This is a genomic window from Rhodococcus sp. NPDC055112 (assembly GCF_053607505.1).
The window spans coordinates 16,967-38,742 of record NZ_JBSGTR010000031.1 but is presented as its reverse complement, the minus strand read 5'-3'; the positions used below and the strand labels follow the sequence as shown (position 1 = coordinate 38,742).

Here is a 21,776-nt window from a genome sequence, read left to right as displayed (position 1 = left end):
GATCGCCTGTGACGTATCACCCGGCAGCCCCGGGTTGCCCGGGACCTCCACGCCAGGTCCGATACCCTGGTTGCCCGTGACCTCTGTAACCCCAGGCCCCGCCACCTCTGGCCAGTACGACCTGATCATCGTCGGTTCGGGTTTCTTCGGACTGACCATCGCCGAGCGCGCGGCGACCGAGCTGGGTAAGCGGGTCCTCGTGCTGGACCGTCGCCACCACCTCGGCGGCAACGCCTACTCGGAGGCCGAGCCGGAGACCGGCATCGAGGTGCACATGTACGGCGCGCACCTGTTCCACACCTCGAACAAGCGGGTCTGGGACTACGTCACCCGGTTCACCGAGTTCACCGGCTATCAGCACCGTGTGTTTGCGATGCACAACGGACAGGCCTACCAGTTCCCGATGGGCCTCGGTCTGGTGTCGCAGTTCTTCGGCCGCTACTTCACCCCGGACGAGGCGCGCGCGCTGATCGCCGAGCAGGCAGCGGAGTTCTACAGCAAGGATGCGAAGAACTTCGAGGAGAAGGCGATCTCCCTGATCGGGCGCCCGCTGTACGAGGCGTTCATGAAGGCTTACACCGCCAAGCAGTGGCAGACGGACCCGAAGAACCTGCCCGCGGGCAACATCACCCGGCTGCCGGTCCGCTACACCTTCGACAACCGCTACTTCAACGACACCTACGAGGGCCTGCCGGTCGACGGTTACACCGCGTGGCTCGAGAACATGGCCAAGGACGAGAAGATCGAGGTCCGGCTGAACACCGACTGGTTCGACGTGCGGGACGAGCTGCGGGCCGCGAGCCCCGACGCCCCCATCGTGTACACCGGCCCGCTGGATCGCTACTTCGACTACTCCGAGGGCGAACTGGGCTGGCGCACTCTCGATTTCGAGACCGAGGTGCTGCCGACCGGTGACTACCAGGGCACCCCGGTGATGAACTACAACGATGCGGACGTGCCGTTCACCCGCATCCACGAGTTCCGGCACTTCCACCCCGAGCGCGAGTACCCGTCGGACAAGACGGTCATCATGCGCGAGTTCTCCCGCTTCGCGGAGAGCGAGGACGAGCCGTACTACCCGATCAACACCCCCGAGGACCGCGAGAAGCTCGAGGCATACCGGACGCGGGCCAAGACCGAGACCGCGCAGAACAAGGTTCTGTTCGGCGGGCGCCTCGGCACCTACCAGTACCTGGACATGCACATGGCGATCGCGAGCGCGCTCAGCATGTTCGACAACACCCTCCGGCCGCACCTCGAGACCGGTGCGCCGCTGGGCAATGGGAACGACGCAAACGGGAGCGGCGCATGAGCCCACGGCATCTGATGGAGCAGGACACGCTCTTCAGCGAGGAGGTCGAACCGCTCGGCAAGGCGTTGCTGCAGCGCGTCATCCTGCCCCGTCCGGGCGAGCCCCTCGATGTCCGCACCCTCTACCTGGAGGAGGCGACCACCAACGCCAGGCGCGCGCACGCGACCTCGCGGACGTCGCTGTCGATCGGCGCCGAGTCCGAGGCCTCGTTCTGCACCTACTTCAACGCCTTCCCGGCCAGCTACTGGCGCCGCTGGTCGATCCTGACCTCCGTCGTACTGCGCCTTGAGCTGTCCGGTCACGGCCGGGTCGACGTGTACCGCTCCAAGGCCGACTCCTCCCGAATCCACGTGGAGGGCAGGGAGTTCCAGGACGGCGACGTCGCGCTGGAGTTCGAGGTGGAGCTGGCTCCGTTCGAGGACGGCGGCTGGATCTGGTTCGACATCACCTCCGACTCCGAGGTGGTGCTCGAGAGCGCAGGCTGGTACGCCCCGATGGAGGCACCCGGCGTGGCCAGCGTCGCGGTCGGCATCCCGACCTTCAACCGTCCGACGGACTGCGTGAAGGCGCTCACCGCCCTCGGCTCCGATCCGCTGGTGATGGACGTGGTCAAGGCCGTCATCATCCCGGACCAGGGCACCCGCAAGGTCCGCGACGAGCCGGGCTTCACCGAGGCCGCCGCAGCGCTCGGCGATCGGCTCGCGATGCACGACCAGGCCAACCTCGGCGGCTCCGGCGGCTACAGCCGGATCATGTACGAGGCGCTCAAGACGACCGACTGCCAGCAGATCCTGTTCATGGACGACGACATCGAGATCGAGCCGGACTCGATCCTGCGCGCGCTGGCGCTGTCCCGGTTCGCCAAGACCCCGACCCTGGTCGGCGGCCAGATGCTGAACCTGCAGGAGCGCAGTCACCTGCACTCGATGGGCGAGGTGGTCAACCGCGGCATCTTCATGTGGTCGGCGGCCCCGAACGTCGAGTACGACCACGACTTCTCGCAGTACCCGCTCAACGACCGGGAGAACTCGAAGCTGCTGCACCGCCGCATCGACGTGGACTTCAACGGCTGGTGGATGTGCATGATCCCGCGCCAGGTCGCGGAGGAGATCGGCCAGCCGCTGCCGCTGTTCATCAAGTGGGACGACGTCGAGTACGGCCTGCGCGCCCGCGAGGCCGGCTACCCGACGGTGACCATGCCCGGCGCGGCCATCTGGCATATGGCCTGGTCCGACAAGGACGACGCCATTGACTGGCAGGCGTACTTCCACCTGCGCAACCGCCTGGTGGTCGCCGCCCTGCACATGCCGGGCAACGGCAGGGGAATGGTCGTCAACACGGTCAAGGCCACCCTCAAGCACCTGCTCTGCCTCGAGTACTCCACCGTCGCGATCCAGAACAAGGCCATCGCCGACTTCCTGCAGGGGCCGGAGCACATCTTCGAGCTGCTGCCCACCGCGCTCGGCGACGTCCGGGCGTTGCGCGAGGACTTCCCGGATGCCGTCGTGCTGCCGTCGTCCACGTCACTGCCGCTGCCCTCGGGGGCCGAGGTCGGTGCGGTCGGTGAGCCGGGTAACCCGCTCGCGAAGCTCGTCCGCCTCGGCAAGGGCCTTGTGCACAACGTCCGGCCCGCGCACGAGCAGCACCACGAGCGCCCGCAGCTCAACGTGCCGACCCTTGACGCGCGCTGGTTCCTGCTCTCCCAGGTGGACGGCGTCACCGTGACCACCGCGGACGGCCGCGGCGTGGTCTACCGCAAGCGGGACCCGCGTCAGGCCTGGGGCCTGCTGAAGGAGGCCATGCGGCTGCGCCGCGAGCTGGCCACCCGGTTCCCCGAGCTCAAGCGCGTCTACGCCGACGCGGTTCCGTCGTTGACCAGCAAGGAGAGGTGGGAGAGTGTCTTTCATTACCCGGCGTAGGCCAGAGGGTGCCCTGCTCGACGGCACCGTGACCACCGAGTCCGCCGCCGAGGTGAAGATCCTGGGCACCATCCAGTCCACCATCGGTGCACAGCCGGGCGTGATCGCCGCGGCCCGCGGCATGTCGCACTTCGGTGAGCACGCGCTCGGTTGGGTCGCGATCGCGGGCGTCGGCGCCGCGCTCGACCGGCCCCGCCGCCGCCAGTGGGCGGGTGTCGCGGTCGGCGCGGTCGGCGCGCACGCCGCCTCCATCGTCATCAAGCGGGTGGTCAGGCGTCCTCGGCCGAACGACCCGAGCGTGGCCGTCAACGTGTCGACGCCGAGCAAGCTCAGCTTCCCGTCGTCGCACGCCACGTCCACCACGGCCGCCGCGGTGCTCCTCGGCCGGCTGACCGGGCTACCCTTGCCCGCGGTGCTGGTGCCCCCGATGCTGCTCTCGCGGCTCGTGCTGGGGGTCCACTACCCGACCGATGTGCTTGCCGGATCCGCCTTGGGCGCAGCCTCGGCCGCAGTGGTGCTGCGTGCCGAACGGAAGTTTGGAGAGAAATGAGCGAGCACCCGACCGAGGTCTCCGGTCCGCCGAAGTCGCTGCCTGCCGGGATCGTCAAGGCACTGCGCCCGCGCCAGTGGGTGAAGAACGTCCTGGTGCTGGCCGCGCCGCTCGCCGCAGGCTCGGTGACCGAGGTGGACGTGCTGCTGCCGGTGGCGCTGGCGTTCGTCGTCTTCTGCATGGCCGCGTCCGGCATCTACCTGGTCAACGACGCGATGGACGTGGAGGCCGACCGGGCGCACCCGACCAAGCGCTTCCGTCCGATCGCCGCAGGCGTGCTGCCGGTCCGCCTCGCCTACGCGATGGCCGTGGTGCTGCTGGCCGGAGCCATCGGCCTGTCGTTCTTCGCGAACTGGCAGCTCGCGGTCGTGATGGCGGTGTACATCGGCATCCAGCTCGCCTACTGCTTCGGCCTCAAGCACCAGGCCGTCCTCGACATCTGCATCGTCTCGTCCGGCTTCCTGCTGCGGGCGATCGCCGGTGGCGTGGCCGCCGAGATCCCGCTGTCGCAGTGGTTCCTGCTGATCATGGCGTTCGGTTCGCTGTTCATGGCGGCGGGCAAGCGCTACGCGGAGTTGCAGCTCGCCGAGCGCACCGGTGCGAAGATCCGTAAGTCGCTCGAGTACTACACCGGCACCTACCTGCGGTTCGTCTGGACGCTCTCGGCGACCGCGGTGGTGATCTGCTACGGACTGTGGGCCTTCGAGCGGGACCAGGTCAACAACACCAACTGGTTCGCGATCTCGATGGTTCCGTTCACGATCGCGATCCTGCGGTACGCGGTCGATGTCGACGGTGGCGAGGCGGGGGAGCCGGAGGAGATCGCGCTCGGCGATCGGGTGCTCCAATTCCTCGCGATTGCTTGGATTGGAGCGGTGGGTGTCGCTGTCTATATCGTCTGACAGGCCCCAAGTGGAGAACGTCGAGGCCACCGAGCAGGCCGGCTCTGCCATGCGGTTTCCCGCATGGCTGCCCCGCTCGGTGTTCCTCGGCGGGATCGCGCTGACCGCCGCCCTCTTCGTCTGGGGTGGCTGGGAGCGCCGCTGGATCGCTGACGACGGGCTCATCGTGCTGCGCACGGTCCGCAACCTGCTCGCAGGAAACGGTCCGGTGTTCAACGCGGGGGAGCGGGTCGAGACCAACACCAGCACCATCTGGACCTACCTGGTGTACGCGTTCAGTTGGCTGACGGAGGCCCGCCTCGAATACGTGGTGCTCGGCATCGCGCTCGTGCTCTCCGGCGGTGCGATCGTGCTGGGCATGCTCGGGACCGGCGCGCTCTGGCGTGGGCTGGGCCGAGGCGCCGGTACTCTGCTGCTGCCCGCGGGCACGCTGGCCTACATCGCGGTGCCGCCCGCCCGCGACTACGCCACCTCCGGGCTGGAGTCCTGCCTGGTCATCTTCTGGATCGCCCTGCTGTGGCTGCTGCTGGTGCGCTGGACTCTGCGCCCGCCGACCACCGCCTCAGTGCTGATCCTCGCCTTCGTCGCCGGACTCGGACCGCTGGTCCGGCCCGAGATGGTCATCCTCGCCGGCCTCGCCCTGCTGATGATCTTCCTGGCGCCGGGCACCTGGAAACTGCGCGCGTCGATCGTCGCGGTCGCGGGTGTGGTCCCGGTCGGTTACCAGATCTGGCGGATGGGCTACTACGGGCTGCCCTATCCCAACACGGCGGTCGCCAAGGACGCCGGCGGCGCCAAGTGGGGTCAGGGCTTCACCTATCTGTGGAACCTGGTGGGGCCGTACTGGCTGTGGCTGCCGCTGCTCGTACTGGTCGTCGCGGTCCTGGTGACCCGGCCCTGGTCCGGCGCGCGCGCCGCGGCCGACACCGCGGGTGGATCCGCCGCCGTGAACACGGGCGGCACCGCCGCCGCGCGGTGGCAGTCGCGGCTGCGCACCCCCGGCGCAGTGGTCGCGGTCATCCTGGTCACCGGGCTGTTGCTGATGATCTACTCGCTGCGGGTCGGTGGCGACTTCATGCACGGCCGTGTGCTGCTGCCCGTGCTGTTCTGCTTCATGCTCCCCATCGCCGTGCTGCCGGTCCGTATCCCGGCCCGCGAGGAGTGGGGCAAGACCCGGTCCACCGCGCTGTTCGCGGTCGGTGCCGGAGCCTGGCTGATCACCGTGATCTGGGCGATCTCGGTGTCGAATTCGTCGGGCATGCCGAACGGCACCGTGGTCGGCAAGTCCGGGATCGTCGACGAGCGGAACTTCTACGCCCTCAACACCGGTCACGCGCACCCGATCCGCGCCGAGGACTACCTGGACTACCCGCGCATGCGCGCGATGGTCGAGGCGATCGCCAACACCCCTGACGGTGGCCTGCTGCTGCCCGCCGCGGCCTTCACCTACTGGGACGTGGTGCCGCCGCCGGAGCCGATCCCCGAGGGTGGCGCCGGGCACACGGTCTACTTCCTCAATCTCGGTATGACGAGCATGAACGTCGGCCTCGACGTGAAGGTGATCGACCAGATGGGCCTTGCCTATCCGTTGGCCGCGCACACCGAGCGGCTCGACGACGGCCGGATCGGTCACGACAAGGCCCTCTACCCGGACTGGGTGGTGGCCGACACCGGCATGGTCGATATTCACCCCTGGCTGCCCTGGTACATGGACGAGGACTGGGTGGCCGACGCCAAGGTCGCGCTCACCTGCCCCGAGACCCAGGAGGTGCTGGACTCGAGCCGGGGCGAGCTCACCCGTCCGCTTTTCATCCGCAATATCAAGCGCGCCTTCGAGTACGCCAAGTACCGTTTCGACCGGGTTCCGGCGTACGAGCTCCAGCGGTGCAACCTGGTGCCGCCTCCGCCGGTGGAACCCAGGTGAGCGGGCGTCGAGCAGGCCTTGCTTCCTTGGTCGTGCGAACTTGTCTCATTCGTGTAACGATGGCCCGTAACGGGCCGATATAGATGTCGTGTGTGCCTCGGGGAACACAAGCCGAGGCACCGTTTGTCAGTGCTCGCTGTGTGACATACGCTCCACCGAGCGCAGTGTGATCTTGATCAGTTCCACTGTCGCTGCCACATGTGTGGGGGCGACAGAGCATGGCTTCCGCCGGATCGTCGGGCCGCTTCGGCGGGCACCGCAGAGAAGAAAGAGAGCAGTATTCATGCGTATTGGCAGACCGAGGTTTTCTGAGCGCCTCAAGCAGCGCGCCCTCGGCCTCACAGCAGCCGCGCTCGTCCTGCCGATGGCTGCAGGTATTGCCGGCACCGCCGTCGCAGGCGCCGCCCCCGTCGCGCACCGCGCGCCTGCGGGAGGATTCGAAGAGGTCTTCGTGCCCTCGGCGATGGGCCCCATCAAGGTTCAGATCCAGTGGGCGGCCCGTGGTGGCAACGCCGCCCTGTACCTGCTCGACGGGTTGCGTGCGCGCAACGACCGCAACGCATGGTCCTTCGAGACGAATGCGCTCGACCAGTTCCGCAACGACAACGTCACCCTGGTGATGCCTGTCGGTGGTGAGTCCAGCTTCTACACCGACTGGATGTCGCCCTCGAACTTCAACGGGCAGAAGGGCACCTACAAGTGGGAGACCTTCCTCACTCAGGACCTGCCGGACTACCTGGAGACCCGTGGCGTCTCGCGTAGCAACAACGGCGTGCTCGGCCTGTCGATGGGTGGTTCGGCCGCACTGACCCTGGCCGCACACCACCGCGACCAGTTCAAGTTCGCCGGCTCGCTGTCGGGCTACCTGAACATCTCCGCGCCGGGCATGCGTGAGGCGATCCGCGTCGCGATGCTCGATGCCGGCCGCTACAACGTGGACGCCATGTGGGGCCCGCCGTGGAACAAGCAGTGGCTGCGCAACGACCCGTTCGTGTTCGCCCCGCAGCTCAAGGGCCTGTCGATGTACGTCTCGGCGGCCAGTGGCCTGCCCGGTGCGCATGACAACCCGCGCGCGCCGATCGACTACTTCAACACCTCGAATGCGATGGCGCTCGAGGCTCTCTCCCTCGCCAACACCCGCGCGTTCCAGGTCCGCCTCGGCACGCTCGGTATCCCGGCCACCTACAGCTTCCCGGCCAGGGGCACCCACGCGTGGAAGTACTGGCAGGACGAGCTCTGGAATGCGCGGCCGCAGATCCTGTCCGCGCTCAACGCCTGATCGACCGGCTTTCAGGTCGCGGCGTAAACGATGATGCCGCCCCTCGTGCCGATTCAGGCAACGTGGGGCGGCATCGCCATTTTCCGGTCCGGACCAGCACCGCGACCGGGGGGTCCTTACCCCGCAGAAGTAACAATTGCACCACCCGTCACAGCGCGTCACCCCCTGGCGCAGGTTCACTGCGTGTAAAAAGAGCACGAGTGTCGGTGTCGTTCGCACGACATCACTTGGGCCGGGGGGGAACGGTCGAGGTCCGGATATTCCGGACCGAGGTCACAGCACTGGGGCCAAACAGCAGAAGGAGTGTCACGGTCAGATGCGAACAGCACTGAGGAATCCGGGAACGCGTCCCGGGGGGAAGGCGTCCGCACCGGGCGCGCGCGGCAGGGTCTTGCGACTGCTCGCGGCCGCACTCGTGCTGCCGACCGCGGCCGGCCTGACCACCGCGACCGCGACCGCATTCGCGGCGCCTGAGGCCTCCGAGACCACGACCACGACCACGACGACCACCACGACGACGACGGCGCCGAAGGCGACCACGACGGCGAAGGTGCCTGCGGCCGAGACCCTCGAGCCGGTAGCCAGCACCACCGAGGCAGTCGCCACCACCACCGCGGCTCCCGCGCGGACCACGGTGGAGCAGACCACGACGGTCGCGCCGACCACCACGCCCGAGGCCGCGCCCGCCGCTGCCCCCCGGGCGCCGCAGGCCGCGCCGTCCGTCGCCCGCGCCGCTGCGCCGGTGCTGTCGCTCCCCGGCGTCTCCAAGGTCGAGTGGATCACCGATCGACGCGTGGCCCTGTGGGTGGACTCCGCCGCGATGGGCGCCCCGTTCCAGGTGCAGGTCCTGCTCGCCAGGGATTGGAACTCGCGGCCCGACGCATCGTTCCCCGCGCTGTACATGGTCGACGGTTTGCGCGCGCGCGACGACGAGAGCGGCTGGACGATCGAGACCGACGCCGCGAACTTCTACGCTGACAAGAACGTCAACGTGATCCTCCCGGTCGGCGGCGAGTCGAGCTTCTACGCCGACTGGCTCGAGCCGGACAACGGCAAGTTCTACAAGCTGGAGACCTTCCTGACGAAGGAACTCCCGCCGGTCCTCGAGGCCGGGCTGCGGACCACCACCACGCGCGGCATCATCGGCCTGTCGATGGGCGGCACCTCGGCGATGTTCCTCACCGAGCGCAACCCCGGCTTCTTCAAGTTCGCCGGGTCGTTCTCCGGCTACCTGAGCACCACCTCGCTCGGCATGCCGCAGGCGCTGCAGTACGCGATGACCGACGCGGGCGGCTACAACGTCTCGAAGATGTGGGGCCCGCCCGGCAGCCCGGCATGGGCGGCGCACGACCCGTACACCAACGCCGAGAAGCTCAGGGGCGTCAGCCTGTACGTTTCCAGCGGCAGCGGCATGACCGGTCCCTACGACCAGCCGTCCGGGATCCCCGGCGTCTCCACCAACTATGCGGGCATGGGTCTCGAGATCCTGTCCCGGCTCAGCTCGCAGAGCTTTGCCACCAAGCTGAACAAGCTCGGCATCCCCGCCCAGATCAACTACCGCCCGTCCGGCACGCACTCCTGGCCGTACTGGCAGTTCGAGATGCACCAGGCCTGGCCGCAGGTGGCCAATGCCCTCGGTGTCGACGCGAGCGCCCCGAACTGTGGCACCAGCGGCGCCATCGGCGATGTCGCGAACGCGAACGGTTGGCTCAGCGGTTGCGTCACCGGCGAGTACGACGTCGCGGGCGGCAAGGCGCAGGACTTCCGCAACGGCCGGATCTTCTGGTCGGGCGGTACCGGCGCGCACGTGCTGACCGGCATGATCGGCGGCTCGTACCAGGCCAACGGCGGTCCCGCGGGGCCGCTCGGACTGCCCACCACGGACGAGAACGGCACCCCGGACGGTCGTGGACGCTTCAACCACTTCCAGCACGGCTCCATCTACTGGACCCCGCAGACCGGCGCGCACGCGGTCCGCGGCGCGATCCGGGACGAGTGGTCACGTCAGGGCTGGGAGCGTGGACCGCTGGGCTACCCGATCCTCGACGAGGTGAAGGCACCGGGCAAGGATGGCGCGATCCAGGGCTTCGAGATCGGTGCGATGTATCACAGCCCGCCGAACGGGACCCACGCCGTTCAGGGCCTGATCATGAAGAAGTACGGCGAACTGGGCTGGGAGGGCGGCTGGCTCGGCTTCCCGAGGACCAGCGAGGTCCCGGTCAAGGACCTCGGCCGCTTCAACGAGTTCGAGAACGGCAACATCTACTGGAGTCCCCTGAGCGGGGCCTGGTCGGTGCGCAACGGCCCGATCTTCGACGCGTGGAAGAGCCAGAACTACGAGAACGGCAGGCTGGGCTTCCCGGTTGGTGACCAGCGCGACATCGCGGGTGGGATCCAGCAGGACTTCCAGGGCGGAAACATCACGGTCCGCAACGGCAAAGCAGAGATCCACAACCGTTAGCCCCCTTCGCGAACGGGCCGGTGGCCGGGTGAACCCGGCGACCGGCCCGTTCGCGTCGGTAGCCTGTTCATCGACACCCGCGTGGCCGTTGGCACCTCGTCCCCGGGTGGGTCGCACCCACAGATCACGAATCCGAGGACTGAACACCATGCTTGTTTCCACTCGTAACTCCCTGGCCCGGGCGCTCACGGTCGGCGCGCTCGCGGTAGTCACCGGCGGGCTCCTCGCCGGGTGTGGCAGCGACGACTCGACGGCCAGCAGCACGCCCACCCTGACCACCCATTCCAAGTCCGCGCCCGCACCCGAGACCTCGATCGAGGTGCCCCCGTTCACCACCCCGGCCGTCGCCGCGACCGCGCCCCCGGAAACGCCCCAGGCGGTCCCGAGCGGGTTCCCCGGCCCCACGGAGGCCCCCGCGCTCGACGATCGTGGAAAGGCCTACCTGGACGCCCTGAAGAAGGGCGGCATCGCCGTCGCCGACAACGGCGACATCGCCATCGTGACCGCGAACTACATCTGTGGCGCCAAGGTCAGCGGTGCGAACAGCGAGGAGGTCACCGCCTACGTCACCGGCATGGCGGGTGCGGAGGCCAGCATCACCGGTGCCACGATGACCCCGGAGCAGGCCGCCGCGGCCGCCCAGGTGTACATCGACGCCGCCAATACCCACTACTGCAAGTAGCCGCGGATGAATGCTGCCGGTCGCAAGGGCCGCAAGTCGGGGCGCGGTGCGCTGCGCCTGCTCATCGTGCTCATCGTGGTGCTGCTCCTCGCGCTCGTCGCGCTGGTGGCCTGGTACCTGCTGGCCGGGCGGGTGCCCGCGCCGCCACCGGGCCCCGGCCCTGAGCCGGAGCGGCCAAGCGCACAGCCGGCGAGCTGCCCGGACGTCCAGGTGGTTGCCATCCCGGGCACCTGGGAATCGAGCGCGATCGACGATCCCTTCAACCCGGGCGCGAACCCGGCGTCGTTGATGCTCAACATCACCAGGCCGCTGCAGGCGCAGTTCGAGGGCCAGCGCGCGGAGGTGTACACCGTCCCGTACGTGGCGCAGTTCTCGAACCCGGTGGCGCTGCCGCCGGACGGTCAGACGTCGTACAACAAGAGTCGCGGCGAGGGCACCGCCAGGGCCAGCGAGGCCATGTCGGCCATGCACGCGAACTGCCCGCTCACCAACTTCGTGCTGATGGGCTTCTCGCAGGGCGCGGTCATCGCCGGCGACCTCGCGTCATCGATAGGCGAGGGCACCGGGCCGGTGCCCGCGGACCTGGTGCTCGGTGTCGGGTTGATCGCGGACGGCAGGCGTGAGCCAGGCACGGCCCAGATCATCGGCGTGCCCGTGGCCGGTGTGGGCGCCGAGCTGTCGCTCGGCGGCCTGAAAGTGCCGGGAATGACGATGACCGGGCCCCGGCCGGGTGGCTTCGGGTCGCTCGGCGATCGGGTGGTCGACATCTGCGCGCCGTCGGACGGCATCTGCGACGCGCCACCGAACGCCTTCAAGCCGGTGAATTTCCTCGCGAGCCTCGCCCGGATCGGCGAGTACATCAACAACCCGGTGCATGCCATGTACAACTCGTTCGTGGTGGACCAAAAAGGCAGCACGGCCACGCAGTGGATGGCAAACTGGGCGGCCGACAAGGTGAGGTCCGCGCCGACCCCCGCTCACGAATAGTGGGAACGGTGCGATGCCGATAGAGTGTCCCACCGGCCACGTTGCCGTACCGCGCCGTCCAGATCCCCCGTTCTGCCCAGGTTTCAGGAGAAGTGATCGATGAGTTCCGCCGACGCACCCGCGCCGCGTAAGTTCCGGTTTGCCGCCGGCGGAGAGGGAAACGCCGAAGAGGGCGGTGCCCGCCGGTTCATCAAGTTGGCCCAGAAGGCCGAGGAGCTCGGCTACGACAGCTTCATGATTCCCGACCACCTCGGTAACCAGGTCGGCCCGATCGCCGCGCTTGGTGCCCTCGCGGTGGCGACGGACAAGATCCGGATCGGGACCGCGGTGCTGGCCAACGGGTTCCGACACCCGGCTGTGCTGGCCAAGGATGCGGCGACGATCGACGTGCTCTCCGGCGGACGGCTCGAGCTCGGTATCGGTGCGGGCTGGATGAAGGAAGAGTTCGACAAGGGCGGCATCACGTACGACAGCCCGGGCGTGCGCATCGCCAAGCTCGCGGAGTCCCTCGAGATCCTCGACACGCTGCTGCGCGGCCAGGAGTGCAACTTCCAGGGCGAGTACTACCAGATCAACGGGCTCAAGGGCAGCCCGCGGCCCCGGCAGGGCCCACGCCCGCCCATCGTGGTCGGCGGCGGAGGCCCGAAGATGCTGGCGCTGGCCGCCAAGTACGCGGACATCATCTCGCTCGCCCCGCCCAGCAACAAGGACGGCAAGATGCTGCTGTCCGGCATCACGATGGAGGCGACCGCCGCGCGGGTCGAGCGCATTCGCGAGGCAGCGGGCGACCGGTTCGACGACATCGAACTGAACTGGACCATCACCACGATCATGCCGACCGATGATCGGGAGGCGATGGCCGAGATGGCGCTGGCGGCCCTGGACAACGGGTACCCGCCGAACATCGAGGTGGACGTCAAACTCACGGTGGAGCAGATCCTGAACTCCCCGTATCTCGCATTCGGCTCCTACGAGGAGATCGCGGACCAGATCCGCAGCGTGCGGGCGCAGACCTCCATGTCCTACGTGGGGATCTTCCCCACGCAGATGGAGGCATTCGCTCCGGTGATACCCCTGCTCAAGGGTGAATGAGAACGGCACTGTCTGTAACATGCTGTTGGTTTGGGATGGGGCGCGCGTCGTTACCGATCTGAGATCTGCACGCATTGCCACCACTAGTCACTATTTGCACGTTCCCACGCGGCTGCAGGGGATGAAGCTCACCGGTGTTCGTCACGATCACTGGGAGCTTGCCTTGGAGGAGAAGGTATGAAGAACTTCGATGACTACGTCGACGAAGCCGGCAACATCAGGCTGATGCCCGGCAGCACCCTCGTCGATCACGTCGAACAGCACACCCGCGAGAACGCGGACGAGCTGGCATACCGCTATATCGACTACTCGCGCGAGCGGGACGGTGAGGTGCTCGAGCTCACCTGGACCCAGTTCGGCAACCGGCTGCGCGCCGTCGCCGCCCGCCTGCAGCAGGTGACCGAGCCCGGTCAGCGTGTCGCGATCCTTGCCCCCCAGGGCCTGGACTACGTCATCTCCTTCTTCGCGGCGATGCACGCGGGCACCATCGCGGTTCCGCTGTTCGATCCGGACGAGCCCGGCCACGGCGACCGCCTGCACGCGGTCCTCGGCGACTGCAAGCCGTCGGCGATCCTCACCGCATCCACCTCGGCCGCGGGCGTCCGCCAGCTCTTCCGTTCGCTGCCCGCGGCTGAGCGCCCCCGCATCATCGCGGTGGACGCGATCCCCGACACCGTCGGCGAGACCTGGGTGTACCCCGAGATCGGGCTCGACGACATCGCGTACCTGCAGTACACCTCCGGTTCGACCCGGGTGCCCGCCGGCGTGGAGATCACCCACCGGGCGGTCGGCACCAATGCGCTGCAGATGGTCGACGCGATCGAGCTGACCACCGATTCCCGCGGCGTCACCTGGCTGCCGCTGTTCCACGACATGGGCCTGCTCACGGTGATCCTGCCCGCGCTGGGCGGCAAGTACATCACCATCATGTCGCCGCGCGCGTTCGTGCAGCGCCCGTACCGCTGGATCAAGGAGCTGGCCGCGATCACCGACGGCGCAGGCACCTTCGCCGCGGCACCGAACTTCGCCTTCGAGCACGCCGCCGCCCGCGGACTGCCGAAGGACGGCGAGACCCTCGACCTGAGCAATGTCATCGGCCTGATCAACGGCAGCGAGCCGGTCACGACCTCGTCGATGCGCAAGTTCAACGACGCGTTCGGGCCGTACGGGCTGCCGAAGACCGCGATCAAGCCGTCCTACGGCATGGCCGAGGCGACGCTGTTCGTCTCGTCGACCAAGCACAGCGACGAGGCCAGGGTCATCTACGTGGACCGCGCCAAGCTCAACGAGGGCCGCATGGTCAAGGTCGACAAGGACGCCGAGGGCGCCATCCCGCAGGTCTCCTGCGGCTACGTCTCGCGCAGCCAGTGGGCAGCGATCGTGGACGCCGACACCGGCGCCGAGCTCGAGGACGAGAACGTCGGTGAGATCTGGCTGCACGGCAACAACATGGGCCAGGGCTACTGGGGTCGTCCCGAGGAGACCGAGCAGACCTTCCACAACCGGTTGTCCTCCACGATCGCCTCGGGTAGCCACGCTGACGGCGCGCCCGAGGACTCGAACTGGATGCGCACCGGTGACTACGGCGTCTACGTCGACGGCGAGCTGTACATCACCGGCCGCGTCAAGGACCTGGTGATCGTCGACGGCCGCAACCACTACCCGCAGGACCTCGAGGCCACCGCGCAGGAGGCGAGCGCCGCGCTGCGTCCGGGCTTCGTCGCGGCGTTCGCGGTGCCCGCGAACCAGCTGCCGAAGGAGGTGTTCGAGGCAGGCACCGGGCTGACCTTCGACGCCGACGACGCCTCCGAGCAGCTCGTTCTGGTCGGCGAGCGGGCGCCGGGCGCGGGCAAGGCCGATCCGGCACCGATCGCCGACGCGGTGCGCGCGGCGATCTCCACCCGGCACGGTGTGACCGCCCGGGACGTGCTGCTGGTGCCCGCCGGATCCATCCCGCGTACCTCCAGCGGCAAGATCGCACGGCGTGCCTGCAAGGCCGCATACATCGAGGGGACGCTCCGTGGTGGTTACACGCAGACCGCGTTCCCCGATAGCGTGTAAAACAACCTTCTTCTTGACGGGTAGCGTGGTGTGTTGATGGCTGAGACAGAGATGACGGTCGCGCAGCTGCGCGAATGGCTGCGCAACTGGGTTGCCGAGGCGACCGGGCAACCGGTCGATCAGATCTCGGATGACCGTCCGATGGAGGAATTCGGGCTCTCGTCCCGGGACGCCGTCGCTCTGAGCGGGGAGATCGAGGAACTCGTCGGCATCACGCTGAACGCCACGGTCGTCTATCAGCACCCCACGATCGCCGCGCTGGCGACCCTGATCATCGAGGGTGAGCCCGAGGTCCCGGACGAGCCCGAGGATGCGGCGTTCTACGCGATCAAGAACACGTCGCAGTCGCACGACATCGCGATCGTCGGCCTGGCGAGCCGGTTCCCAGGAACCGGTCACACCCCCGACGAGATGTGGCGACTGCTCATCGAGGGCCGCGACGCCGTCACGGACCTGCCGGAGGGGCGCTGGGCGGAGTTCGCCGCCGACCCGACAGTGGCCGCGGCCATCGAGAAGGCCAACACCAAGGGTGGCTACCTCGACGACGTCAAGGGCTTCGACGCGGAGTTCTTCGCGATGTCGCCGCTCGAGGTCCGCAACGTCGACCCGCAGCAGCGGTTGGCGATGGAGCTCACCTGGGAGGCGCTCGAGCACGCCCGCATCCCGGCCAGCGAGCTCAAGGGCGAGCAGGTCGGTGTGTTCATCGGCAGCTCCGCCAACGACTACCAGCTGCTCGCGGTCAGCGACCCGGTGCACGCGCACCCCTACGCCCTGACCGGCACCTCGACCGCCATCGTCGCGAACCGGGTGTCCTACTACTTCGACTTCCGCGGCCCCTCCGTCGCGATGGACACCGCGTGCTCGTCCTCGCTGGTGGCCGTGCACCAGGCGGTGCGCTCGCTGCGCACCGGTGAGTCGGACCTCGCGCTCGCGGGCGGCGTCAACATGCTCGTCGCGCCGCCTGCCACGCTCGGCTTCGACGAGACCGGCATCCTCACCGAAGACGGCAAGATCAAGGCCTTCTCCTCCGACGCGAGCGGCATCGTCCGCGCCGAGGGCGGCGGCCTGGTCGTGCTCAAGCGTCTCGAGGACGCCGAGCGCGACGGTGACGAGATCCTCGCGGTGATCGCGGGCTCGGCCGTCAACCAGGACGGCCGCTCCAACGGCATGCTCGCCCCGAACCCCGATGCGCAGGCCGCCGTGCTGCGCAGCGCCTACCGCGACGCGGGCATCGCCCCGTCCGGCGTCGACTACATCGAGGCGCACGGCACCGGCACCATCCTCGGCGACCCGATCGAGGCGGACGCCCTCGGCCGCGTCGTCGGCCGCGGCCGTTCGGCCGACCGGCCCGCCCTGCTCGGCTCGGCGAAGACCAACTTCGGTCACCTCGAGGCCGCCGCCGGCGCCGCGGGCCTGATCAAGGTGGTGCTCGCGATGCGGGAGGACAAGCTCCCCCCGTCGCTGAACTACGCGGGCCCGAACCCGTACATCGACTTCGACAAGGCGCACCTGCAGGTGATCCCCGAGGCCACCGACTGGCCGCGGTACACCGGCCGCGCCGTCGCGGGCGTCTCCGGCTTCGGCTTCGGCGGCACCAACGCGCACGTCGTGGTCCGCGAGTACGAGGCGCCTGCGGCGCCCGTGAGCGCTTCTGGCCCGGACGGGGACCAGAAGGACTCACAGGCAGCGGAGCTGCTCGATGTCGAGGTGGAGGCAGCGGGCGTGCTCGCCGACGCCGCCGAGTCGATGGGCGTCGAGCCGGTCGCGGACGCGGAGCCGGCCGAGGCCGACGCGGAGCCGACGCCGGTGCTGCTCGCGGTGTCCGCCTCGATGCCCTCGCGCCGCCGCCGCGCCGCCGCCGACCTGGCCGACTGGCTGGAGACCGAGGCAGGCAGCACGACCCCGCTCGAGGACGTCGGCCGCACGCTGGCCCGCCGTAACCACGGCCGGTCCCGCGCGGTGGTGCTCGCACGCACCCGAGCCGAGGCCATCACCGGCCTGCGCGCGGTCGCCGCGGGCAAGCCCGGCCAGGGTGTGCTGTCCGCGGACGCGCCCGCCTCCAACGGGCCGATCTGGGTGTTCTCGGGCTTCGGCTCGCAGCACCGCAAGATGGCCAAGCAGCTCTACCTGAACAACGCCGTGTTCCGGAAGACGGTCGACGAGGTCGACGAGCTGATCGAGTACGAGGCCGGCTACAAGATGGCCGAGAAGTTCCTCGACGACTCGGTGGACTACGACGTCGAGACCGCGCAGGTCGGCATCTTCACCATCCAGATCGGCCTGGCCGCGGTGCTCCGCCACCACGGCGCCGACCTGGAGGCCGCGGTCGGCCACTCGATGGGCGAGGCGGCCGCCGCGTACGTCACCGGCGGGCTCTCGCTCGAGGACGCGGTCCGGGTCATCACCGCCCGCTCCCGGCTGATGGGCGAGGCCGAGTCGACGCTGTCCGGCGACGACATCCGGTTGATGGCGCTCGTGGAGTACAGCGCCGCCGAGATCGAGGCCGTGCTCGGCGACTTCCCGCACCTCGAGGTCTGCGTGTACGCCGCGCCGACCCATACCGTCATCGGTGGCCCGCAGCCCGAGGTGGAGGCCATCGTGGCCCGCGCCGAGGCCGAGGAGAAGCTCGGCCGGATCCTGCAGACCAAGGGCGCCAGCCACACCTCGCAGGTCGACCCGATCCTGGGCGAGCTCGCCGCGGAGCTGGCCGGCATCGAGCCGCACAAGCTGAAGGCCGGGCTGTACTCCTCGGTCGACAAGGAGACCTTCTACCGCGCCGGGCACGACCCGATCCACCCGGTCGAGTACTGGACCAAGGGCCTGCGGCACAGCGTGTACTTCACCAACGCGGTCCGCCTCGCCGTCGACGCCGGGCACACCACGTTCGTCGAGCTGGCCCCGAACCCGGCGACGCTGATGTCGGTCGCGGCCACCGCATTCGACGCGGGACTGCACGACGCGCAGCTGATCCCGACCCTCAAGCGCAAGGAGGACGAGGAGCTGGGCGTGCTCACTGCCCTCGCCCAGCTCTACGCCCACGGCCACCCGGTGAACCTGCCGTCGCTGTTCTCCGACGGCGGCTACGCGGACCTGCCGCGGACCGCGTTCCTCCGCAAGGAGCACTGGCTCGACATCCGCATCTCCTCGGGCGGCAACGCCCGGGTGCCCGGTGCGCACGTCTCGCTGCCCGACGGCAGGCACGTGTGGGAGGTCGAGGCCGCCGCGGTTTCCGACCTGAACGCGCTGGCGACCGAGGCCGCCGCGCAGGTGCTCTCGGACGTGGTGCTGACCGCGGCCGTCACGCACGGCGAGGTCCCGGCCGCTGGCACGCTGACCACCACGCTGAACCCGCACCCGGGCGGTGCGTCGCTGCAGGTGCACGCCAAGATCTCGGACGGCTTCGCGCTGCTGCTCGACGCGGTGGTCACCGCGGGCGAACCGCTGCCCGAGCTCGTCGTCGCCGCGCCTGCGCCCCGCTCCAGCTCCCCGATGGAGGAGCTGCCCGAGGTGGTCGAGTCCTTCGGTGACCGTTGGGACCCGAGCAGCTCGCAGTCGATGGAGGAGCGGCTGGCGCTGATCGTCGCCGAGTCCATGGGCTACGCGCCCGAGGACCTGCCCGCCGAGATCCCGCTGATCGAGCTGGGACTGGACTCGCTGATGGCGGTGCGGATCAAGAACCGCGTCGAGTACGAGTTCGACATCCCGCAGCTGCAGCTGCAGGCGGTCCGCGACGCGAGCCTGCGCGAGGTGGAGAAGTACCTGCGCTACGCGATCGACAACCGTGAAGAGGTCGCGGCGCTCGCCGAGCAGCAGCGCGTCGAGAAGGAGACCGCTGGGACCGAGGAGGCTTCCGCCGCACTCGATTCCGCCCTCTCCGACGAGACCACCAGCCCTGTCGCAGAGGCCGAGGAGATTCTCGCCGCGGCCGAGCAGGAGTCATCCGACGGGGAGATCAACGTCCCGCCGCGCGACGCCGCCGAGCGCCTCACGTTTGCGACGTGGGCCGTGGTGACCGGAAAGTCCGCGAAGGGCATCTTCAACATCCTTCCCGTTCTCGACGACGACACCGTCGAGAAGTTGGCCGCTCGCCTGACCGAGCGCGCCGGTGGCGAGGTGAGCTTCGACGACGTCCTCGACTGCGAGACCGTCGAGCAGCTCGCCGAGAAGGTGCGCCCGCACCTCGAGGACGCAGGCAAGATCGAGGGCCTGGTGCGTGCACTGCGCGCCCGGCCCGAAGGTTCGTCCGCCGTACCGGTTTTCGTGTTCCACCCGGCCGGCGGCTCGACCGTCGCGTACGAGCCGCTGCTCAAGCGGCTTCCCGCGGGCACGCCGATGTACGGGTTCGAGCGCACCGAGGGCCCGATCGAGGTGCGCGCCCGCGAATACCTGCCGCTGATCAAGGAGATCCAGGGCGACGGGCCGTACGTGCTGTACGGCTGGTCGCTCGGTGGTGTCCTCTCCTACGCGGTGGCCAAGCTGCTGCGCGAGGAGGGCAAGGACGTCCGTGTCGTCGGCCTCATCGACACGGTGATGGCGGGCGAAGAGGTCGAGGAGACGCCCGAGGAGATCAAGAAGCGGTGGCAGCGGTACGCCGCTTTCGCGAAGAAGACCTACAACATCGATGCGCCGCTGCCGTACGACAAGCTCGCCGCCGCCGAGTCCGACGACGATCAGATCCAGATCCTGATGGACATGCTCAAGATGAGCGGCGCGAAGATCCCCGGCGGCATCATCGAGCACCAGCGCACCTCCTGGCTGGACAACCGGGCACTGCAGACCGCGAACCCGGACAAGTACGACGGCGACGTCGTCCTCTACATGGCGGACAAGTATCACGACGACGCGATCGCGCTCGAACCGTCGTTCGGGACACGCGCGCCCGACGGCGGCTGGGGGAAGGTCGCCTCGAACCTGGAGATCGTCTACGTCGGTGGCGATCACATCCAGATCGTGGACGAGCCGTACATTGCCAAGGTGGGGGCGGACCTGACCAAGAAGCTGGCCGACATCGAGGCCGAGAAGCGGAGCAACTGAGTGAGCACCACCACGGCTGAGAAGCTGGCGGACCTGCGCGAAAAGCTCGAGCTGTCGAAGGCCCCGGGTAACCCGAAGGCCATCGCGAGGCGCGCGGAGAAGGGACTCCCGACCCCGCGCGAGCGCATCGACATGCTGCTCGATCCGGGCAGCTTCGTCGAGGTCGGCCAGCTCGCCCGGATGGCGGGCGATCCGACCAACCCGTACGGCGACGGGGTCGTCACCGGGCACGGCACGGTCGAGGGCCGGCCGGTCGCGGTGTTCTCGCACGACCAGACCGTCTTCGGTGGCGCGGCGGGCGAGATCTTCGGCCGGAAGGTCGCTGCCATCATGGATTTCGCCATCAAGATCGGGTGCCCCGTCGTCGGCATCAACGAGTCCGCGGGCGCCCGCATCCAGGACGCCGTGTCCTCGCTCGCGTGGTACGCCGAGATGGGCAGGCGGCAGGAGCCGCTGTCCGGCCGGTGCCCGCAGATCTCGATCATCCTCGGCAAGTGCGCCGGCGGAGCCGTCTATGCGCCGATCAACACCGACGTCGTGATCGCGACCGAAGAGTCGTACATGTTCGTCACGGGTCCGGACGTCATCAAGTCCGTCACCGGCGAGGACGTCAGCCTCGACGAGTTGGGCGGCGCCCGGAACCAGGCCAAGTACGGCAACGTGCACCACGTCGCGGCGGACGAGAAGGCCGCGTTCGAGTGGACGCGGGAGTACCTGAGCTACATGCCGTCCAGCTGCACGGAGCAGCCCCCGATCGTCAACCCCGGTCTCGAGCCGGAGATCACCGAGGACGACCTCTCGCTCGACACGTTCATGCCGGACGCCGACAACGCCGGTTACGACATGCACGACGTGCTGCTCAAGATCTTCGACGACGGGAACTTCCTCGAGGTCCGAGGTCAGGCCGCATCCAACCTCATCACCGGTTTCGCGCGGGTGGACGGCCGCCCGGTGGGCGTCGTCGCGAACCAACCCCTGCACCTCTCGGGTGCGCTGGATGCTGACGCCTCGGACAAGGGCGCTCACTTCGTGCGCATCTGCGACGCGTACAACATCCCGCTGGTGTTCGTCGTGGACACCCCCGGCTTCCTGGTCGGGGTGGAGCAGGAGAAGGTGGGCGTCATCAAGCGCGGCGGCCGGTTCCTGTTCGGGTACGTCGAGGCAACGGTTCCGAAGGTCACCGTCGTGGTGCGCAAGGCGTACGGCGGCGCCTACGCGGTGATGGGTTCCAAGCAGCTCGGCGCCGACGTCAACCTGGCCTGGCCGACCGGCCGGATCGCCGTCATGGGGGCGGAGGGCGCCGTCAACATCATCGGTCGCCGGCAGCTCGAGGCGGCAGGCGACAACGCCCCCGCGGTGCGCCGCCAGCTCATCAACTTCTATAACGAGCATGTCGCGACCCCGTACATCGCGGCGGAGCGTGGCTACATCGATGCGGTGATCGAGCCGTCGACCACCCGCCTCGAGATCCGCAAGGCGCTGAACCTGCTGCGCGACAAGGAGCTCCCCAAGAACCCGCGCAAGCATTCGCTGATCCCGTTCTGACGCAGGGCGATCGCGTCGCCCGCCGGGC

General features: G+C 68.7%; 13 protein-coding genes. All 13 read left to right on the top strand.

Annotated features, from left to right (window positions below):
• Nucleotides 1-76 precede the first annotated feature (76 nt).
• Entirely contained in the window at nucleotides 77-1,312 is a 1,236-nt protein-coding gene (gene glf, locus ACWFRB_RS15170; protein ID WP_452641962.1) for a UDP-galactopyranose mutase, read from the top strand.
• Nucleotides 1,309-3,231 carry a glycosyltransferase gene (locus ACWFRB_RS15165; protein WP_452641961.1) on the top strand — a complete coding sequence of 641 codons (1,923 nt, stop codon included), beginning with the start codon at nucleotides 1,309-1,311 and terminating at the stop codon, nucleotides 3,229-3,231. Before glf ends, ACWFRB_RS15165 begins: the two co-directional genes overlap by 4 nt.
• Before the next feature lie 28 nt (nucleotides 3,232-3,259).
• Nucleotides 3,260-3,781: a phosphatase PAP2 family protein gene (locus ACWFRB_RS15160; protein ID WP_452641982.1), complete on the top strand. Its 522-nt coding sequence runs from the start codon at nucleotides 3,260-3,262 to the stop codon at nucleotides 3,779-3,781.
• Entirely contained in the window at nucleotides 3,778-4,683 is a 906-nt protein-coding gene (locus ACWFRB_RS15155; RefSeq protein WP_452641960.1) for a decaprenyl-phosphate phosphoribosyltransferase, read from the top strand. The genes ACWFRB_RS15160 and ACWFRB_RS15155 overlap by 4 nt, the downstream gene beginning before the upstream one ends.
• A 49-nt stretch (nucleotides 4,684-4,732) precedes the next feature.
• Complete coding sequence (gene zomB / locus ACWFRB_RS15150; protein WP_452641981.1) at nucleotides 4,733-6,607, top strand: flagellar motor control protein ZomB; 1,875 nt, start codon at nucleotides 4,733-4,735, stop codon at nucleotides 6,605-6,607.
• 283 nt (nucleotides 6,608-6,890) lie between these two features.
• Complete coding sequence (locus tag ACWFRB_RS15145; RefSeq protein ID WP_452641959.1) at nucleotides 6,891-7,886, top strand: alpha/beta hydrolase; 996 nt, start codon at nucleotides 6,891-6,893, stop codon at nucleotides 7,884-7,886.
• A 316-nt stretch (nucleotides 7,887-8,202) separates the two neighbouring features.
• Entirely contained in the window at nucleotides 8,203-10,347 is a 2,145-nt protein-coding gene (locus tag ACWFRB_RS15140) for an alpha/beta hydrolase-fold protein (RefSeq protein ID WP_452641958.1), read from the top strand.
• Nucleotides 10,348-10,495: 148 nt separating this feature from the next.
• Nucleotides 10,496-11,029, top strand: a complete 534-nt coding sequence (locus ACWFRB_RS15135) for a DUF732 domain-containing protein (protein WP_452641957.1) — start codon at nucleotides 10,496-10,498, stop codon at nucleotides 11,027-11,029.
• A 6-nt stretch (nucleotides 11,030-11,035) separates the two neighbouring features.
• Complete coding sequence (locus ACWFRB_RS15130; protein WP_452641956.1) at nucleotides 11,036-12,016, top strand: cutinase family protein; 981 nt, start codon at nucleotides 11,036-11,038, stop codon at nucleotides 12,014-12,016.
• Nucleotides 12,017-12,115: 99 nt separating this feature from the next.
• Complete coding sequence (locus ACWFRB_RS15125; protein WP_077043216.1) at nucleotides 12,116-13,108, top strand: LLM class F420-dependent oxidoreductase; 993 nt, start codon at nucleotides 12,116-12,118, stop codon at nucleotides 13,106-13,108.
• Between the two features lie 177 nt (nucleotides 13,109-13,285).
• Nucleotides 13,286-15,169, top strand: coding sequence for a long-chain-fatty-acid--AMP ligase FadD32 (gene fadD32 / locus ACWFRB_RS15120; RefSeq protein ID WP_452641955.1), 1,884 nt, complete (start codon nucleotides 13,286-13,288; stop codon nucleotides 15,167-15,169).
• Nucleotides 15,170-15,220: 51 nt separating this feature from the next.
• Entirely contained in the window at nucleotides 15,221-20,203 is a 4,983-nt protein-coding gene (gene pks13 / locus ACWFRB_RS15115; RefSeq protein ID WP_452641980.1) for a polyketide synthase Pks13, read from the top strand.
• Nucleotides 20,204-21,748: an acyl-CoA carboxylase subunit beta gene (locus ACWFRB_RS15110; RefSeq protein ID WP_452641954.1), complete on the top strand. Its 1,545-nt coding sequence runs from the start codon at nucleotides 20,204-20,206 to the stop codon at nucleotides 21,746-21,748.
• Nucleotides 21,749-21,776: the final 28 nt, after the last annotated feature.

Excerpts from the sequence above, each read along its gene's own strand:
- ACWFRB_RS15165 (WP_452641961.1), top strand. The coding sequence starts at position 1,309 with ATGAGCCCACGGCATCTGATGGAGCAGGACACGCTCTTCAGCGAGGAG.
- ACWFRB_RS15155 (WP_452641960.1), top strand. The coding sequence starts at position 3,778 with ATGAGCGAGCACCCGACCGAGGTCTCCGGTCCGCCGAAGTCGCTGCCT.
- zomB (WP_452641981.1), top strand. The coding sequence starts at position 4,733 with ATGCGGTTTCCCGCATGGCTGCCCCGCTCGGTGTTCCTCGGCGGGATC.
- ACWFRB_RS15145 (WP_452641959.1), top strand. The coding sequence starts at position 6,891 with ATGCGTATTGGCAGACCGAGGTTTTCTGAGCGCCTCAAGCAGCGCGCC.
- ACWFRB_RS15140 (WP_452641958.1), top strand. The coding sequence starts at position 8,203 with ATGCGAACAGCACTGAGGAATCCGGGAACGCGTCCCGGGGGGAAGGCG.
- ACWFRB_RS15135 (WP_452641957.1), top strand. The coding sequence starts at position 10,496 with ATGCTTGTTTCCACTCGTAACTCCCTGGCCCGGGCGCTCACGGTCGGC.
- ACWFRB_RS15130 (WP_452641956.1), top strand. The coding sequence starts at position 11,036 with ATGAATGCTGCCGGTCGCAAGGGCCGCAAGTCGGGGCGCGGTGCGCTG.
- ACWFRB_RS15125 (WP_077043216.1), top strand. The coding sequence starts at position 12,116 with ATGAGTTCCGCCGACGCACCCGCGCCGCGTAAGTTCCGGTTTGCCGCC.
- fadD32 (WP_452641955.1), top strand. The coding sequence starts at position 13,286 with ATGAAGAACTTCGATGACTACGTCGACGAAGCCGGCAACATCAGGCTG.
- pks13 (WP_452641980.1), top strand. The coding sequence starts at position 15,221 with ATGACGGTCGCGCAGCTGCGCGAATGGCTGCGCAACTGGGTTGCCGAG.